Origin of the sequence: Paenibacillus sp. Marseille-Q4541 (assembly GCF_018310695.1) — a bacterium.
GTDB lineage: Bacteria > Bacillota > Bacilli > Paenibacillales > Paenibacillaceae > Paenibacillus.
On record NZ_JAGXCY010000010.1, the window covers coordinates 52,280 to 72,263 of the forward strand.

Consider the following 19,984-nt stretch of genomic DNA (forward strand, 5'->3'; position numbering starts at 1 on the left):
CGTGCGATTCTTTAATCGATTATTTTACGCTGTCATACCATGCATTAACTTCCTCGGTAATTTGGTCTCCGCCGCCTGCTTTCCAGGTCTGAACGAAAGAATCAAAGGAGTCTACTGGCTTGTTGCCATAAATAATTTCATTAAAAGTTTGATTCTCAATTTTATTAAGGTAATCGAGTTTCGATTTCATCGTTTCGGTAGGTGGTCCTGTAAACATATCTTTATATGAAATATCCTCTTGCGATACAAGAACTTTCGCCGCAGCTGGCGTCTCAAGTCCGTAATTGGCTTTCACTTCGCGTTCTAGTCTCGTTGTTGCTTCCTTGCCATCAGCGAGACTTAACAGTGCATTCATCTGGGCATCTGGAATTCGCGCACCATCTCGGACAAGCAGATAACGAAGCACGTTCACGTACCCACCGTCGATTTGGTCATACCTAAGCTGGTTTCCATTTGCGTCAAGTTGATAGTCATATCCTTCAAACAAACCAAAGTCATGTTTACTTCCCTCAGCCGGATCAGCAAATTGATCAAACAAATAGTTCTGGTAGGTAAAGAATGCTTCTGGATGTTCCATATCTTTCTTGATTAGCGTCACTCCGTTAGCAAAATGAGTTCCATGACGCATCGCAGTTCCGTCCGCTCCTGTTGGAATTGCGTAAGGCTTCCATACCGCCTGTGGATCATTTTTCACGGTATCTGTCAGCGGCCATCCGCTCATCCAATAGGGTCCAGGAATGATACCTGCTGTTCCTGCCACTGCTGGCTCCGATGTTTTGTTCTCATCCCATAACGCCACTTCTTGCGGTATGTAGCCTTTTTCAAACCAACTTCTCAATGTTTCGAGTCCTTGTTTCATGCCTGGCTGTACGGATCCATATACGAGTTTTCCGTCTGCATCTAGATTCCACTGCTGAGGAAGTGTGCCTGATGCACCAAAGATCCACGAAGGATCACCCATCCAAGTATTCATTGAGTTTTTGAATCCAATGCTGAGTGGCACTACTTTATTTGGAGCAAGCCCACTCGGGTTATTGTTTTTAAAAGCATCCATTACTTGTTCGAGCTCAGCTATGGTTGTTGGAGCTTTAAGATTCAGTGCATCTAGCCAGTCTTGGCGAATCCATAGTAGATAATCATTGTTGTAGGCGTAGTCCAGAACCGGGATACCCATTTTTTTGCCGTCCCGTATAAAAGCGTTCCATACGGTTGGATCGATATCCATCGCTTTTTTCCAAGTGTCGGAAGCGTACTTGTCAAACAGATCTCCCACTTCACCGTACATACCTGAATCGATCAAGTCCTGTACGAGCTGTGTCTGATCAGCACCGATGGTCAGAATATCAGGCATGTCCTGTCTTGAGGACATTGATAACCTCACCTTTGTTGCAAAAGCACCATTCGTATCGGTTACAGACCATAAAGAGTTAATATTAATTCCTAGCTCTTCTTTTGCCCATTTCGTTGCTACGCTATTTTCTATCGTTTCACCATTTTTAAATGTCACTGCCGGATCGATTCCCCATGCTGTCGAGATTGTTACTTCCGGATCGTATTTCTCTTTGTATACGTTTTCAGTGTTTTGCGGAGCAGATCCACTATTACTGCTTGAATCTTTACTTGAACAACCAATAAGGCCTGCACTGATTACCATCGTTATTGCAAGGGCAGCAAGTGATGATCTTTTAAATGTAAGTGCCATTTTGTTTCCCCCTAAACTTAATCTTTATATATTTCATTATGAGTTACATAGGATGTTTTTCCTATGACACTAATTTAAGGTTTCTGCACCTTTTTCAACCTATTGGTCTCTATATTCGTTAGGGGTTATGCCATAGTGTTTCTTAAACAGCTTGCTGAAGTATTGGGGATTCTGATATCCAAGCTCGGTAGTGATCTCATATATTTTTTTATTTGTATGTTTGAGCAGATATAGTGCTCGTTCCAACCGAATCCGAATGATATACTCACTCAGTCCTTCTCCAGTCTCAGCTTTGAAAATTTTGGACAAATACACCGGATGAAGAAAAACACGGTCTGCAATAGTTTTCACCGTAAGTTCGCTTCCCTCTTCAGTCGATATCATATCTTTCACTTGGCTTACAATATGGCTTTTCGGCGGAGAAGGAACCGACAATTCTTGCTCAAGTTTCATAAGAATTTGTTCCGTATATTGTTTCAGTAATGCTGGGTAATGAATCATTCGTTCAACGACATGGGGCTCAAGCCCTCGGGCATCCAGCTCACTGATGCGATGTCCTGTTTGATGCGTGACATACAAAAAGGAATTAATGATCGCCAAGTAAATTTCGTACATATGCTCACGGGAAACAGGGTGCTTCTCTATGACTGCAAACATTTCATTTAACCTAAGCGACGCTGCCTCCCACCCTTTACGTTCCAGAAGCTGCTGAAGCATCGGCGGTCTGTACAGTACTTCAAAAGCAGCCTTCGATGAAGGGGATTCTGTAGCCGTTTGATCTTTTTGCAGAAAAACAACCCCCGCCTCCATTTGACGATCCGCTAAATATACGGAGTTCAGGGCACGCCTATAGATTTCACTAATATCCTCAGGAAAGAAGCACGGAGGATTGACGATAACATGGACTTCTCCGCGCAAGTAGGACAAAACACTGGACCGAAACTTTTGGATGAGTGGCCTCAGATGTTTAGGTTCCAAACACTCCGATCCCATGCAAGCACCAATGTTGTTGTCCTTAGGTTGGAGCATCATTATCAGACAATGATGTGGAGTTCGACTTTGCCAAATCTGATAGGTGTCGCCAAAAATCTCCTCTGCCATATTACCGATCGCATACTCCATCAAGACTCTCGTCTTTCCATCGTGTTCCATAAACCCTTTATTTAATTGAACTAGAATCGTGATCGTCAGTGTTGAGACGGTTAGTGGAATCTCATAGTCGTGAAGCAGCTGTTCCGTTCTCATGAGCGGAATCTGTTCTCCAATAAGAAGTTGCTGCAATAAATTTTCGCGAAGTAAGGTGTAATCTGATTTACGCTGATATAGTAGCTGTTGATACTTATTTGCTTGCTTTCCTTGTTCTTCTATCGACTGAACAGCCTGCTTGACACTCTTTATAAAATCTTCATCATCTACGGGTTTGATTATGTAATCGATAGCACCTAATTGAACCGCCTTCTTAGCGTATTCGAATTCTCCGTAACCTGTCAGTAAAATGGAGCGAAGGTCCGGATACATAACACTCGCTTTTTCTATTAATTCAAGTCCACTCATACCTGGCATTCGTATGTCGGTAATCAAAATATCTATGGGATGAGCAGCGAGCTGCTGCAATGCTTCCCCTGCTGAATCACTCCGGTATACATTGCGAATCCCTAGCTCACTCCAAGGAATTGTCGCTTCCAGACTTTCTGTCACATAGGTCTCATCATCTACAAGTAATACATCCATCATGAACGTGTCATTCCTTCCTAAATTATAGATTATCCATATAAATGCTTGCTTTGAATCCACCCATTGGCGATTTTTCCACGGACAAATAACTTTTCTCGCCATATCTGAGCTGCATTCTTTGATTGACATTCCAAAGTCCACAGCCACTATGTTCGTCCATTGGTCTTGAAAGCTGGCTTCTAAGTCTATCAAGTCCTTCATCGTCAAGCCCCAGTCCATCATCTTCTACCTGAAGACACAGCATTCCCTCTTCTACAAAACCGGTCACTCGTATAAAACCAGATTCCAATGATCTTTCTATGCCATGAATGACCGCATTCTCAATAAGCGGCTGAAGAACAAGAGGCGGTACGAGCTGTTCGAGCATCTCATCTGGTATTTCAATTACATAATCTAGGCGGCTCATTCGCATTTTCTGAATCTTCAGATAAGATAGGACGAAATCGATTTCTTCTTTCATTGGAACGAGATCCTTTTCCTGACGGGTCGTGTACCGGTAGTAACGGGATAAGTTATGCGACATCGCTACGACTGCATCCATTTTGCCAAGTTTCGCCATACTCGTAATAAAGGAGAAACAATTATAGAAAAAGTGTGGATTGATTTGGGATTGAAGTTGCTTCAGCCTTGCTTCGCGAACCTGGATTTGTTCCAGATAAACGTGTTCAAATAGTTCCTGAATCTGGACGACCATAGAGTTAAAACGTTCTGATAAAAAACTAAATTCATTGCGGCCCTTTGGATCGAGCCTCACCGTATAGTCCCCCCGTTTTAATCGCTGAAAACCACGCATTAAATCTCTTACCGGAATCTGGACTTGAACATATAACAAGTAGGCAGCCAGGAAACTCATAAATAGCAAACAAGCAACAGCCCCGTAGAACAACTGATTGGATTGTTTGATGGGAGCAAGTACATCCGTAAGTGGAATGTAATCGATCAAATACCACCCCGTAGCAGGAGAAAGTACCATGTGTACGCTATAGACGTCTTCACCCAGCTCAACTGTCCGATAGTCCACGTCTTTGATCTGTGTAAAATCAAGCTGTGTCAGCAGCTCATTACTTCGTGTAAGGTCAGCTGTTCGGTTATAGATCGTACCTGTTCCTGGCTTGTAATAAAAAGGATCTCTTCTTCCGTTACTTTTGAATTTATCCAGCATGTCTTGGATGTTAGTGCTGTCAAATTCAATTTTGATAATACTACTCGCATTTTTCACCGCATCTTTGGCTGAATAGGGTGACACCGTATACCATGAAAAAAGATAACGCTCACTATTACCTGTCGTCACCTTCCGTACCTGCCAGCCTGGTGAGTTCGCCCTTTCTAGTTCACTCTTATCGTATGACCTAGCATTGCCTTCGGTAATCATTCTTTTCATAGAAGGTGAATATAAGGACAAATTGCTCCTCCAATTCGAGGAGCTTTCCTGAATACTCAGCTTGTTCTGTATTCTTTTCACTTGATTAATGAGGTCTAGATTTAAGTACTCGCTATCCAAATACTGATCCTCAAAGCTTTCAATATCCGGATCATGTATTAATAAAATGGGCCAGGAAGATAATTCATCAATGCTCGTGTTCACCTGACTTTGAAAAAATGCGAGCTGATTACTGCTCGAGCGGTTCAATTCATTTACGACTACATCCGTCGCCATTTTGTTGGAATAACTGTACAGCAGTACGACGGGAATGAGCATAACTACGATGAGAAGAACGATCTTGTTGAACAAATGATATCGAAACATAGCAGAGTGACTCACCTCATGTATTGGAATAATAGAACAATCGTAAAGATCAATAACAAGGAATAAAAGTTCAGTAAACATCGAAATATGTCGACGAACTCATTGTAAGCGTTTCACCTAAAAAAAGTAATTCTTTTTTTGATTTACATTCAAATAAGGCAGACCAAAGGTCTGCCTTACGAACTACACTGACATATTACAGCACACCATTTTGACATTATTCGAGAGCTTGATAATTATTTTGTCAAACTTTAGATGTATCAAGAAAATACATCTTTCTATCCGATTCGTACTGTTTTGCACTGGGTTACCTATATATCGAATTTTGTTAGTTAACCGTTATAGATATTACGTAAACACCTGCTCAATTTGCTGTATAGCCCATTCCAGATCCTGATGAGAAATAACGAGTGGCGGAGCAAATCGAATCACCGTTTCATGCGTTTCTTTACATAGCAGCCCGAGCTGCATTAGTTTTTCACAATAAGGTCTTGCTGGACCTCTCGTCTCGACCCCAATAAATAAACCACGTCCGCGGATCGATACGATATCCTTACAATCCATGTTGTGTAACCTTTTCATCATCATTTCACCGAGTTCGAGTGAGCGATCTGCAAGCTTCTCTTCCTCAATCACGGCAAGAGCAGCAACAGCCACGCTGCTAGCGAGTGGATTCCCCCCAAATGTTGACCCGTGTGACCCTGGTTCGAATAATCCAAGAATTTCGTTATCCGCGGCAATCGCAGATACAGGAAGAACACCACCCCCCAGCGCTTTTCCCATAATGTACATATCCGGGATAACCTGCTCCCAGTCGCATGCAAATCGCTTTCCTGTCCTACCGAACCCGGTCTGAATTTCGTCTGCTAAAAGAAGTACATTTTCCTGATCACACAGTTCCCTTACTTCCCGAAGATATCCGCCATAAGGAATGACGATACCTGCCTCACCCTGAACAGGCTCTACCAGAAAAGCTGCTGTGTTTGGCGTAATCGCGGCTTTTAGTGCTTCCATATCCCCATAAGGGATGATGATGAATCCGGGAGTGAAGGGACCGAACTCCTTTTTATAATCCAGTTCTGACGAAAAAGAGGTAATCGTTGTTGTCCGTCCATGAAAATTACCTTCGCACACGATAATTTCTGCTTGATTCGGAACTACTCCCTTGACACGATAGGCCCAGCGGCGCGCTGCCTTCACTGCGGTTTCCACCGCTTCTGCCCCCGTGTTCATCGGCAGGATTTTATTTTTTCTAGTAAGCTTCGTTAGGACTTCCATGAGTTCTGCCAGTGGCGCATTATAAAAGGCTCGCGATGTTAAGGTCACCTCGTCTGCCTGACGTTTAAGCGCCTCAATAATTCTCGGATGACGATGCCCCTGATTCAATGCCGAGTAACCGCTGAGCATATCCATATAACGGCGTCCTTCTTGATCTTCTACCCACACTCCCTCCGCCTTATGAATCACAATCGGAAGCGGATGATAATTATGGGCTCCGAGCTTTTCGGTCTGAGACATAATGTCTGTTGAGGATTTCAAATGATTCGCCCTCCCTCTGTGCTGTTACAATCCTGATTCTCTATTTAATGTATGCGGTAGAGCAAAGGAATCATGATGTTTCAAAATAAAGAGACAGAAGCGCAAGTTTGGCACTCCTGTCTCTTATTTTGATATGTAGTCAACTCAAGTATTGAACCTCCAATACTTAGCAGAACGATCAGCAACTTGTCATAATAAGGACTCTCCGAATCAAGATATAAGGTACTCGCCCCAACGAGTAGCATTACTCCATTCATGACGCCAGAGGGTAACGAATCATCTCCTCAGCCTATTCACAGAATTAATCACAAGTCTGCCCTCCCTTTTCATTAATACCGTTTATGTCAACAGAAAGTTACCTGTTATTTCTATTTATACAACAATAATACTTCTTGTAATTGCCTTCTTAAGGAACGAACACCCAGAAAAAATGGCGCATACGATACAGCAAAAAGCAAACCACTCCGCCCAGAGTGAGAGGATGAATAGTTATGGTGATTCAATTACTTCCGCTTCACTACGTTTATTTAGCTTTTATCGTGTTTATTATGGTGCTGCTCATTCGTAGAAGAGACACAAGCGTCGTTTGCGTAATTGGTATTATCGCTCTCGGTTTTCTCGCTTCAGACAGTATCAGTGCTTCTATATCCGGTATCTTCGGCAGCTTTATATACGCAGCGAAAGAACTGATCAGTACCATTTTTATTATTTCTATCGTCGTTGCTATGAGTAGAGTGCTTGTTCGAACCGGTATCAACGAGATTATGGTTGCCCCTTTAACGAAGCTCATGCGTACACCCGCAATGGCTTTCTGGGGTATCGGTTTCATCATGCTATTCGTATCTCTTTTCTTCTGGCCTTCCCCTGGCGTCGCCCTTATTGGGGCTGTTATGCTGCCTGTCGCAATTAGAGTAGGTTTACCTGCCATCGGTGCCGCCATGGCTATGAATCTATTTGGCCACGGCATCGCTTTATCTGGTGACTATGTTATTCAGGGTGCTCCCAAACTGACTGCTGATGCCGCAGGATTACCTGTAGCCAGTGTGCTCGAAGCCAGCATTCCGCTAGTCATCACGATGGGATTGGTATCCACCATCACGGCCTATATTCTCCTTCGCCGAGATATGAAAAGAGGTACATTCCAGCAAATAGGATCTCCTTCTCCATCTAAAAACGGGCTGACTGAGAATACCTCTTCGACAGATCAACCTCCCCTCGCAGATCTTGCTATTCCACTTCGCACCAAAAAAATCGTAGCTGCTCTTATCCCTCTATTGTTTGCCCTCGATGTTGCTGCCATGTATGTATTAAAACTGCAAGGCGGGGATGCCACAGCACTGATTGGTGGAACCGCAGTTATTATACTGATTGCAGTAACGATGATTGCACACCGAAATAAAGGGCTAGAAGAAACAACCGAATATTTAATTGAAGGATTTCAATTTGGTTTTCGCGTCTTCGGACCTGTCATTCCCATTGCTGCTTTCTTTTACCTTGGAGATGCGGCACTCAGCGAGCTATTCCAGAATCCACTTCCTGAATCGTCTCATGGGATTGTGAATGACCTTGGTGTCGCCTTAGCACATCTGGTTCCACTAAATGAAACCATTGGGGCTATCATCATGACGCTGGTAGGAGCAATTACAGGCATGGACGGTTCCGGATTCTCTGGTATTTCTCTTGTCGGTTCGATCGCCCAAATGTTCTCTGCTTCTATTGATTCAGCTCCTCTGCTAACCGCACTTGGTCAAATTGCTGCCATCTGGGTAGGAGGTGGGACTCTCATTCCTTGGGCCCTCATTCCAGCTGCAGCGATTTGTAATGTAAGTCCTTTTGAGCTTGCGAGACGAAATTTAATTCCTGTTCTAACCGGGCTTACCATAACGACGATCGTCGCCATCTTTTTAATGTAGGTGAGATGCAACATTATTTCATGTATGTATTGCTTGATATCTAGAGTCCGACCATTTCAAGCTGTTCTCGCGAAGTGGACATTTCTAATTTGTAAGCTAATCTAATGTAACGTAAGAAAACTGCAGGCGAACTAGATTAAGCTAGTTCCCCCTGCAGTCTTTTTTGGCTTATTTATTTGCATTAATTATTTCATTAACTTCCTGTGTAATTTGATCACCGCCAAGCTTTTTCCAATTCGCCACAAAGTTATCAAACTCATCAATGGACAAGTTACCATAGATAATTTTCAGGAACGTCTCTGCTCTCAGTTTGTCCAATGTGGCTTGCTTGGTGTTCATCGTCTGTGTCGGTGCATAAATAAACTCATTCATCACAATTAAGTCATGATCACGATAATATTTAATTACTGCCTGTGAACTCTCTGGTCCAAAAATACGTTCCATATGCCATTTGTCGAGATTTCCATTACGATAATCCATAATATCATCATAGAACAGCTTTGCTTCAAGCTCTAATCCCGAAGTATCTCCCGTTTTGAGCGCCTGCTCCACTTCATCTTGTGCTTTTACGTTTTTGTTGGCTGGAAGGTTAGATACCGTTGCATTTTGAAAACCGAGCCCAGTTAATCCGTTCAAATAGTTCGCACGTTCTGTTTTTGCAGACTCACCAAACATTTTCTCTGCTTGAAAATTCAGCAGCTTAATTAATGCCTCAGGGTGTTCATACCCTTTGCGAACCGCGAATATTCCGCCTAGACTGAGGTGATTCTGGGTCTTTGCTGGTTCAGCATCAATGGATTGAACCGGATAGGGCAGCCAGTCAACATTTTTGTCCTTCTTGATCATGCTGCTAACCTGAAAAGGTGCCCATTGCGGCAGGAAGAACATCCCTGACTTGCCTGCATTCACATCCTCCATCATTTTTGCAAAATCCTTAACTCCAAACTCAGGATCAAGCACACCCTTTTTGTACAAATTTTGCAGTTCTCGCAATCCTTCCTTAACTTCAGATTGAATGGTGCCATTCACGACTTGACCTGATTCATCCTTGATCCATGTCTCAAGATATCCGTGATAACCAAGCAAGAAACCGTTAATTGGCAAATCCTTATTCAGTGCAATACCGAACGTATCATCTTTACCATTTCCGTCCGGATCTTCAAAGGTGAAGGCTTCCGCAATCTTAATGACGTCCTGCATACTCTTTGGAGCTTCGAGCCCCACTTTTTTGAGCCAATCCTGGCGAATCCAGATCATATCAGAAGAATCTAGTGATCCTGGGAAACTAACCATAGCGTATATTTTACCATCTTTGGTTACTGGCTTCAGACCTGCTCCATCTTCAGCGGACATAAATTCTTTTACAAGATTGGAAGCGTATTTGTCATACACTTCTGTCAAATCCTCCAGCATCCCTGCTTCATGCAGCTGTTCAAATTGAACGGCACTCACCTTCAACACATCCGGCAAATCTCCACTTGCAAGGGTAACGTTCATCTTATCATTGTAGTTGGTATCCGGCACAATCCAATCATAAGTTACTTCAATCCCAAGTTCATCCATATACCCCTTGGTCCAAATGTTCTTTGCATGAGTATCACCTTGGGCCAATGTTTCTTTTCCAGTCTCAGCCATAGTCGAGGTAAGCTTAATGGGTGGATCATACTTCGTAAGTGGTCCACCAGCATCCTTCTGTGTACTTGCCTTCGCTGGTTCATTTTCATTTCCCGCACCTGACGAACAGGCAGCAAGCGTTGCTGTCAGAACCATGGATAATGTTAATAATGAGAACTTCTTAAATGACATGTTCATACAAATCCCCCTTTTTGTTCCTCCGCGAGGTATGTATTCATTGTATTAAGAAAGCGCTAACACTTCGAGTGGACGAAGTTGACATATTGTATCTTTATTTTACCATTTCACATTCCTATCTAATTTTTTTGGTCGCGATACTCCTGAGGAGTACAACCGGTAGCTTTTTTGAAAAAACGATAAAAATAATGCTGGTCGCTGAATCCGACCTTGGCAGATATCTCGTGCATTTTATATCCAGAACTCAGTAACAGTTCTTTGCTCCGCTCAATCCGCCTGTCATGAATATAGTCGGATATCCCCTTTCCTGTAATCCGTTTATACCAACGGGACAGGTAGGAAGGATTAAGAGAAACTTCTTGTGCAATACGGGTTAGAGAAAGATCATCCTCCAAATGATGTTTGATGTAGTGATGGATTGTGATCAGAATTTGAGACTGGTCATTCAGGCGAGTATCACTTCTTTTCGAAATGATCCATTCAAATGCAGATTGATAAAAACCGACCAGTTCAGACCACGGAGTATGTATATCAAAATGTAACATCCGGGAAAGTGCCATTTCCTCTATGGAAGATTCATACAATCCCAGTTCGTGAAGTATTTCGATCAGTCCATTTCCTACTCCGGTGTAGATCTTCATTCGAAAGAACGGATCCTGCAGACCCTCTTTTGATGCTTCTGTCCATTTATGAAACGAGTCTACCCATTCTCTTTCACCAGCGGTTATACGCTCTTTAATCTGATCCATATAAAGAGCAGTAACCGCCTGCTGGCTGAGCAGATTTGGCTTATAGTCCGAATCCGGCTGTACTTGTACGCGAAGCAATTTTTCCATCCCGAGCCCCGGACCATCGTGAATTGACAACCGCAATCGTGCAATCGTTGGATTAAGATCCGCCCATTCTACTGCCTGATCACTCACCATAATAGATACCGATAGTTTCAAGCAATCCGCACACGATTGCTGCACAGACTCAAGCGTTCCATATACAAAACGAAAGGTTTGATCCCATTGCTCCTCTTGATTGAGGGGAAAATGCGAGTGTTCCTCGAAGGGTTGTATTAAACAAGCGATCACCTGATAATCCAGATCAATAGCCTTGGCGGTGGACTTGTCCTGAAGTAACTCCTCTGCTACATTAGCAACAGCATAACGAATCAAGCTCCGGTCAGATTGGGTTTGATATTCGTTCCATTCCTCTACTCGTATAATTACCGGAATAACGGGCTCTCCAGACCGGAGAGGAAGCTGTACGGCATCAAGTTCCTCCTGAAGCGAGGCATAATCTCGCTTTTCCGTCCGTTTCATGACATCAAGCAGCAATTGTCGCTGCAATTGAGGCAAAGCTCTTGGCAACTTACTGCGAAACCATGCATTCTGATAACGGAAGTCATTCTCTTCCGAGATTTGCTTAAGTGCCCGTTCTACCGCTGTACGAATATGACTCATACCCTCTGTCTTTAACAAGTAATCCACAACACAAGGATTTCTTATCGCCTGATGTGCATAATCAAATTCATTATGACCTGTCAAGAGTAGAACCTTACACCTTGGCCACCGATCCATGATTTTCTCTATAAGTTCCATTCCATCCATGCCAGGCATACAGATATCGCTGAGTACAACATCAATTTTGACCGAATTCAACCACTCAATCGCTTCAAAGGCAGAATAGACCTTAATAATCTCCATATCCTGAAAATTGGCTTTCTGAAAGAAGGCATATAATCCATCCAAAATAACCGGCTCATCATCTACAATAAGCATCCGCTGCATCCTACGATTCCCCTCTCCATGGAACATTCAAAGTGATACATAATCCGCCCAAATCACTGCGCCGAGCGCCAAGTCCGTAGTCCGTGCCGAATTTGATCCGCAGTCTTTGATGGACATTTATGAGCCCTGTAATTTCTTCATTCTCATGACGCTGTACAGACTTCTGGAAAGCAAGATGAAGGTTATTCAGAATTTCATCTGTTAACTCATCTCCATCATCCTCTATCCGAATGGACAAATTGCCATGATCCGACTTGTAGGACAGCTTAAACACTCCTCCACGGCTTCGTTTGGATAGCGCATGTTCAAAGACGTTTTCCACAATAGGCTGCATGATGACTCTTGGAACCGGAATTGCTCGGAAGTCAGCATTCATCTCTTCCACGTCCAATTGTATCCTTGATCCAAACCTGATTTTCTGAATGGCTGCGTAGACCAGAGCATGATCCACCTCTTCTCCGAGGGTAACCTCTGAATGCGAATCCCTGGACATATATCTGAAATATTGACCGAGGTAGTCAGTAAACTCCTGTATTAATTCCACATTTTCAACTTCAGCCATTTGTTTAATACTGAACAGGCTGTTGTATAAAAAATGAGGCTGAATCTGGGACTGCAGATGCTTAAGCTCTGCCTCACTAGTCCGAATCCGTGCAACAAAGTTTTCCTCAATAAGAATATGTAAGCGTTCTATCATATGGTTGAAACGAGAGTATAAATATCCGAATTCATCCCTCCTAGAGTGAGGAATATACGTATCCGGCTGACCCTGCTCTGCCATTCGAAAACCTTTAACCAGCGCAGATAATGGCTTGTGAATCGATCTATAGATTGAAAACGTAAAAATTATAATAATGACAATGGACATCAGTGTCAAAATCCATAACCATAGTTTGTATTGCTGAAGTGGTGCTTCAAGTTCATCTTCAGCAATGCTGGAAGTGAGTAGGAAAGAGTGATCGGGATCATAAAGTGAGTAATGTAAATAGAGATCGGACTTAAATCTTGTCACCTGCAAAGAACCCTGGGATTCGGGTAGTTTCGACTCTAATTGCTGAACAGAAGCAGCCTGATTTGATGAAGAAATTACAACTTGCTGTTTTTCACCAAAGCTCAGCGTAATGTCACTTCCCCCTGTTTCCGAAAGCTGCTGTAATTGCTGCTTCAGCTCTTCATCCGATAAACGAATCCCTAATATGAAATTGGGCGGTTCTTCATAATTCATATTATAAGGATTACTTTTGAGAAAATAGAGATTGTGATCCGAGTAGGACAACTCGCCATTTAGATTGCCCATCGTTACAAGCAGTTTTTTCCATTCCTCGTCATCCACATTTCGGATGCCATCTACCGCACTAACCCGTTTGTGAAGAGAGGGGACATAGTAAATAACATCACTGATATATGGACTTGTTACCATGATCTGATTCAATTTATTATGTATGTCATTCAAACTCGAAGTTACATCATACCTGCTCATAATGGTTGCTCGCGTACTTAGTGTCGACATCGTCTCATCAAATGAAAATTCATTCACTAGTCCGCTCATTCGCTCCAGCTCGAAATCCAGATGATTATAATAAAAATGCAGCTTTGATTCGTGCGCCCGTTCCACTTCCGTTTGCATCTGTGTGGAACTGTAATACGTAATCATAATACTTATCCCATACAATGGAAGAATGACCAACACAAAAGCAATCATTAACTTAACGACAATTGAATGGGTTCCCCAGCTTCCTCCAGCATATTTCATCGTCCCCTTGGCTCCTCTCCTCAAAGGAAAAAAGGAGCCGGAAATCGGCTCCTCCATTTGGTTTTCCTCCTCACAAGCTTATCCCTTAACACTCCCAACAACAAGTCCATGAACAAAATATCTCTGTAGGAATGGATATACTAACAGTATCGGAATAACCGACAAAAATATCTGTGAAGCCTGGGTTGTTCTATCGGATACTTGACTTAATAATGTTGCATCTTCGAGCGTCATTATTTCACTCTGAATCATGGTAACTTGCTGTAACATCGACTGAAGATACGTAGCGAGCGGATAATGCTCCGGACTTTTCATATAGATCATCCCGTCAAACCACGCATTCCAATGACCCACCATGGAGAATAGTATAATGGTCGCGATACTAGGAAGTGAGATGGGGAGATATATACTCCATAACGTTCGAACGTGTCCGGCCCCATCCATCCATGATGCTTCTTCTAGCTCTTTGGGTAACCCCCGGAAGAAATTGAGCATGAGCAGTACGTTAAAGATGGGCACGGCTCCTGGCAAAATAAGCGCCCAGATCGAATCTAGCAGGCCCACTTCCTTCACCACAAGATAACCCGGGATAAGCCCCCCGCTGAACAACATCGTAAATACGAATAACCAAGCATAGAAAGTTCTTGAACGAAATCTGGTAGCTTCTTTGGAGAGAGGGTAGGCGACAAGCACTGTAAAGATTAAATTAATGGAGACTCCCAATACTACACGAAGGAGACTTGTGCCAAAGGAATTCAAAAACTGTTGATTCTCCAAAATATATTGATAAGACGATAAGGTAAAGTCCACTGGCCAAAATGTTACACTGCCCGCCTTGACTGCATCACTCGAGCTAAAGGAAATGGCCAAAATATTAACAATCGGAAACAGACAAAGTAAGGCAAGAATGGTAAGAATGACGTAATTGAATCCTAAAAACCATCGATAGGCTTTCGAAGTAAGGTGCATACTCCTGCCTCCTTTCTAGAAAATCCGATAATTAGCAAAGCGGTAAGCTAAAAAATAACCTAGTCCGATAAAAATGAAGGACACTACGGACTTAATAAGACCCAGTGCCGTAGATACCGAGTACTGCGCATCCTGTAATCCAATCCGATAGATCATCGTATCGAGAATATCTCCTGATTCATAGACGAGTGGATTGTAAAGGTTAAACACTTGATCAAAACCGCCATTGAGTACATTTCCAAGACTTAGCGTAACCATCAAAATTACGATGGGACGTATCCCTGGAAGTGTAATGTGCCATGTCTGCTTCCATTTCCCTGCGCCATCCATGACGGAAGCTTCATAAAGAGACTTATCAATATTCGTGAGTGCTGCCAAATAAATAATTGTGCCAAATCCGAATTCTTTCCATTGGTCTGTAATAACGAGTATGTAAGGAAACCATTCATTACTAGCTAGGAATTGAATCGGTTCAATACCTAAAGCCTTTAGTAACATATTAACGATCCCGCTGCTCGGGGATAACACGTCTACAATAATACCGGCAAGGATGACCCATGAGAAGAAATGCGGCATATAGATAACCGTTTGAATCGTTCGCTTGAATCCTGTTTTACCTACTTCATTGAGCAATAAGGCAACGAGCACCGGAATCACCAGACCAGAAACAATTTTCATCACGGATATGAACACCGTATTCCATACGACCTGTCCAAAACCAGGCAGATCAAACAGGTATCTGAAATTATCTAGGCCAACCCAGTTCATGTTTTTAAATCCGGAGATGGGAGAGAAATTCTGAAAGGCAATAGAGAGCCCAGCCATCGGAATGTAACCGAATACAATAATAACAATGAGTCCTGGCAAAATCATAAGATGAAGCGGAATGTTTCGTATAAATTGTTTGTAGTTGGAACGCATAAGCTGTCTCCTCCTTCAAATTTTATTATAGAAGCACGCCAGACTCTGCAATAGTGTAGGGTATTTACATTAGGTATCTTCTGTTGACTCTGCCTAAGGGCGTGTAATTAAGAATATAGTAATGCCTCCCTCCTGTAGTGACGAATATGTCTTCTACAAGATGGAGGCATTTGTTAGTTATTTATGATTCCAGGCAGTTCATCACCAGCACATTTACAGAATGCGCAGGAAGTTCAAGTACAACAGTGTCTTTTTGCAGTTCTATTTTTTGTCGCTGCGGGGTTATTTTTTCATCGTTCTTCTTGTTTACATTTGGCACATGTAGCAGACTTTCCTCTCCACTCAGGGTGATCAGTGTTGCACTCGTTCCCACATTTAAATCCTGCAGGCAAATCCGCGTTCCCTTATCTACACCGTCTGCATTGACCAATTTCACATATATATGCTTTGCATCTCTCGTAACCGAATGGAATACCTCCCGGTTGTACGCTTCAAGCTTGTAATCCAGCATTTTACTAGTAAAATTCCCGCTTTGGTAGGAACAAATCAGGCTATTTCCGGTCTCTCCTCCATAATTAACGGTAATGATGTAATCCGTCTCGTTCTCCAGCGGTTCATAGTTCGCCGCTCTAAGGTTTCCTGCTGCTGAACTGGATGAATAATCCCCCAGTGTATATCCTTGAGTACCTTGTTTATACACTTTTACTCCTGTTGCTTGACCTCCATAACTGATGGCTTATTCAATCACATCTTTTTTCTCAGGGGAAATATCCGTCAGTCCCACACCAATATAGAATCCGTCCTGACCTGATATCCGGTGTGCCTCAACCTGTACCTTGTAGTGTGTCCATTCATCATTCATCAGATATAACCCGTTTAGGCCGCTCGCCTGTGACTTCAAAATTAAACCTAAGCCAGGTTCCGCCTTATATCCTTCTGATCCAGGAATGAGGCTCCATGCTTTACAGGGTGCCCCTTGTTCCCTGAAATCTTCTTCAAAAAGGATACTGCCATCCCTATTCGATGTAACGACAACTTTCTTCACAACAATGTCGGCATTGCCTGTAGCAATCTCGATCCCGCCACGCGGAATAAGTTCCACCTGCTTACCTTTGCTATATGTATCAAAGGAAGTGCCAAGCACCTGATCGCCAGCATATTTGGCAAAAAGCTGCTGCACATAATAATTGGGTGTAAACCACACCGTTTCATCATCAAACCAGATGCAATCCGGTGTCCAGCGGTACGTACCATCTGTAAGTACCTTATTGAACAATGGCGCATAAGCCGCCATGCGGACCACATCCGCATTATTTTCAAAACCGGTCATGACCGCAGCTTCAGCTACAGCTCCTGCCAGTGTGTTTTTATCCGTGGAAGCATATTCCCCCACAAATACCTTGGACGTCTCTTTCCAGTTGATACTTCCATCCGCGTAGTAGGCCCGCTCATAGTAGTTGTAACGGTCCGCATTGTTCAGCAAATATTCATTAGACCTGTAGTAATGCTCATCCGCAATCGTATCCATATAGTTTTTCTGATTCTCATACCAGGTTACTGTTTCCTCAATGACCTCTATGCCATCGGCAAAAGCGACTTGGGCTGATCCGGTGAGATTTCCACTAAGGAATTTCCATCCTTGCTGATAAGCATCGTCATCTGCCTGTGCACCAACCGTTGAAATAATATGTAGTTCATGGTTCGGATAATGAAGCTTCATGTATTCATCAATCGATGTTTTAAAAACTTCAACGTTGGCGAAAAACTCATATCCAAAGTTTTCATTTCCTACGCCCAGGTAACGAAGATCAAATGGCTCCGGATGACCCATGCTGCTGCGTACTCTTGCCCATTCGTTATGATCCGTATCCGTGCTGAGTGCAAAGTCAATCAGATCAGTAAAGTTCTTGATATAGTACTCCCTTAATGCTCCCCCTGCCGGATGTGCATAGTTCGAACGCGCCTGACACAAAACACCGCATGCCATGACGGGAACTGGAAGGGCATTCAGATCCTCAGCCAATTGGAAGTATTCCATATAGCCAAGTCCCATTGTCATCATGTAGCCCCAGACATTGTAGTTCTCTTTTCTCCGTTCTACTTCACCTATAGATTCTTTCCAATCGTAGACATTCTCCCAAATAAAAGAGCCCTCTGAGATACAACCTCCCGGAAAACGCAGAAACGTCGGATGCAGATCGACAAGTGCCTGAACCAGATCCTTTCTCAGTCGATAATTGGGATTTCCCGTGTAATTGGCGTGTGCAGAAGCAGATATCTTATTTCCACCATTTGAGTCTGCTCCCCATACATTTTGCGGCATCAACGACACCATATCGATAGAAATATCACCTTTGAAAGTGAGTACCAACTGGCCTAGGGCCGTCTTAGTTCCTGTAAGAACAATACTGTGTTGATCTTGTTTGCCATATTTCTTCCAAGAACCCCCACCTTCTATATGAATTGTGAATGGCTCACTGATAGGCTCATTGTTTGTATCCTGTAACTGAACTGTTATAGCACCTAGAGCATCCGATTTCGCCCAAACGGTAAAATCATAGTTCTCTCCCTGCTTAATCGACATCGCACAATGTTGATTGGAATCCGAGAAACCGCGATTGCGAATCGTTGCCCCCTCCTGGACCGTTACATAATAAGCGTTCACATCTGGATCATCCAGTCCAAAGTGTTCATTTAATCCGCCTTTATTCTGCACATTCATCTGATGGGTATCTCCAGACCACGCAAACAAAGGATCACGATTTCGGCCGGTAGAACAACCGCAGGCTCCAGATTCAGGTGAGTATGTGTCAAATGCAAAAGATTCAAACGAGCGATTCTGTACCAGCTCCGCATAGATTCCACCATCGGCGGCATTGTTAATATCCTCGTAAAAAAGTCCGTACATAACTTCACTGATATCAGCAACCTTTTGATTCCCGTGTATCGTGACTGTATATGGAGGGAGCTGCTCCGGTACAACGGTTGTATCAAAATGTTTGCTCAGCGTACTCTCCCCTTTACGCAATACTGCACTGAGTCTAATTTCCTCAGGGAAAGTGATGGACTGAACCTCACCGCTGTGAGAGAGAGATTCCGGACGACTCGAGTTCCAGCTCACCTGTACTTTATCCCCGAGTAAACTAGCGGGCAATGAAACGTCTCTTGTAATAATTTTTGTTGGAAAAGATAAATATTTATCTGCGAGTTTCACAATCTCTTCATCCGTCAATGACTCGCACATTACTTCGATTACTTCATCCATGGTCAGGCCAGCTTGATAAATTCGAAAATCCGACAATGCCCCTGTAAAATCCACATCGGCTGGATACTGAGACCGTCCAATATAATTTTGACAATAATTCGCGGTATCCTTAAACGTATCAAACCATCTGCGCAGTTTAGCATAATTGCCGCTGGAGGTTTGGCTGATGGATCCGTCCGCTATTCTTTCCCCATTCACATAAACAATAGGGCCTGCACTGCCCAGCTTGCCTTCCTTGGTACCTACTACCGACAGAGCGATATGCATCCATTCTCCACTTACAAATCCGCGGCCGGGGTCCACTACCAGATCATCCCCGGCATTCAGTGTGCCTCTAAGCTGACGTGTCAAAAATATATTGGGGCTTTTCTCCCCCTTACCAAAGTCAAAAATTCTTTCCCAAACGTTGGAACCCTTGCCGAAGTTCACCCATGCAGTGACCGTCAGCCCCGTGTTATCGCTTACATCTTTAAGTAAACCGGATGGTAACTGTAAATAGGATGTTCCATTTCGCCCCCCCGAAAAAGTAGCAGCGGATCTGGCATAAACGAAAGAGAATTGTGGTGTCAGCTCACCGGAAGCTACTCCATTATGCCCGTTTCCTGAGCTGTCTTCACCGATGTTTTCCACATTATCGAATTTGTAATGTGCGATGAGTTTTTCTTTGAAACTGCTCATTCTATAGCCTCCTATGTATATCACTATTTAATTTCTATAAATGTAAATCGATTTATAAATATATAAAACGATCATTTACACGTATAGTACTCATTTTGAACAGATTTTTCAATAACAAATATGTAAAGTGATTGATTAGTTCACGAAAAAAAGGACTCTACATAGAGTCCTTT

General features: G+C 43.1%; 10 protein-coding genes and 1 pseudogene. 1 reads left to right on the forward strand and 10 read right to left on the reverse strand.

The genetic code is table 11. From position 1 onward, the window contains the following. Positions 1-19: 19 nt before the first annotated feature. From KFT32_RS12910 to KFT32_RS12925, 4 genes are all read right to left on the reverse strand, one after another. Entirely contained in the window at positions 20-1,702 is a 1,683-nt protein-coding gene (locus KFT32_RS12910) for a type 2 periplasmic-binding domain-containing protein (RefSeq protein WP_211747629.1), read from the reverse strand. A gap of 99 nt (positions 1,703-1,801) precedes the next feature. Then, positions 1,802-3,436: a response regulator gene (locus KFT32_RS12915; protein WP_211747630.1), complete on the reverse strand. Its 1,635-nt coding sequence runs from the start codon at positions 3,434-3,436 to the stop codon at positions 1,802-1,804. Positions 3,437-3,458: 22 nt separating this feature from the next. After that, positions 3,459-5,183, reverse strand: coding sequence for a sensor histidine kinase (locus KFT32_RS12920; protein ID WP_211747631.1), 1,725 nt, complete (start codon positions 5,181-5,183; stop codon positions 3,459-3,461). A gap of 348 nt (positions 5,184-5,531) precedes the next feature. Next, positions 5,532-6,722: an ornithine--oxo-acid transaminase gene (locus KFT32_RS12925; protein ID WP_249435859.1), complete on the reverse strand. Its 1,191-nt coding sequence runs from the start codon at positions 6,720-6,722 to the stop codon at positions 5,532-5,534. Positions 6,723-7,213: 491 nt separating this feature from the next. On the opposite strand from KFT32_RS12925, the gene KFT32_RS12930 reads away from it, so the two are divergent. Beyond that, the gene (locus tag KFT32_RS12930; protein WP_211747632.1) at positions 7,214-8,635 is read left to right on the forward strand and encodes a hypothetical protein; all 1,422 of its coding nucleotides are present in this window, start codon (positions 7,214-7,216) and stop codon (positions 8,633-8,635) included. A 168-nt stretch (positions 8,636-8,803) separates the two neighbouring features. Here KFT32_RS12930 and KFT32_RS12935 read toward each other — a convergent pair whose 3' ends face one another. From KFT32_RS12935 to KFT32_RS12960, 6 genes and pseudogenes are all read right to left on the reverse strand, one after another. Beyond that, entirely contained in the window at positions 8,804-10,447 is a 1,644-nt protein-coding gene (locus KFT32_RS12935) for an extracellular solute-binding protein (RefSeq protein WP_211747633.1), read from the reverse strand. Positions 10,448-10,566: 119 nt separating this feature from the next. Further along, entirely contained in the window at positions 10,567-12,225 is a 1,659-nt protein-coding gene (locus tag KFT32_RS12940) for a helix-turn-helix domain-containing protein (protein ID WP_211747634.1), read from the reverse strand. 1 nt (position 12,226) lies between these two features. Continuing rightward, the gene (locus KFT32_RS12945; RefSeq protein ID WP_249435860.1) at positions 12,227-14,035 is read right to left on the reverse strand and encodes a sensor histidine kinase; all 1,809 of its coding nucleotides are present in this window, start codon (positions 14,033-14,035) and stop codon (positions 12,227-12,229) included. A gap of 21 nt (positions 14,036-14,056) precedes the next feature. Continuing rightward, positions 14,057-14,947 carry a carbohydrate ABC transporter permease gene (locus KFT32_RS12950; RefSeq protein WP_211747635.1) on the reverse strand — a complete coding sequence of 297 codons (891 nt, stop codon included), beginning with the start codon at positions 14,945-14,947 and terminating at the stop codon, positions 14,057-14,059. Positions 14,948-14,962: 15 nt separating this feature from the next. Next, positions 14,963-15,868, reverse strand: coding sequence for an ABC transporter permease (locus KFT32_RS12955; protein WP_211747636.1), 906 nt, complete (start codon positions 15,866-15,868; stop codon positions 14,963-14,965). A 181-nt stretch (positions 15,869-16,049) separates the two neighbouring features. Next, positions 16,050-19,811: pseudogene (locus KFT32_RS12960) on the reverse strand (alpha-L-arabinofuranosidase C-terminal domain-containing protein). Positions 19,812-19,984 lie beyond the last annotated feature (173 nt).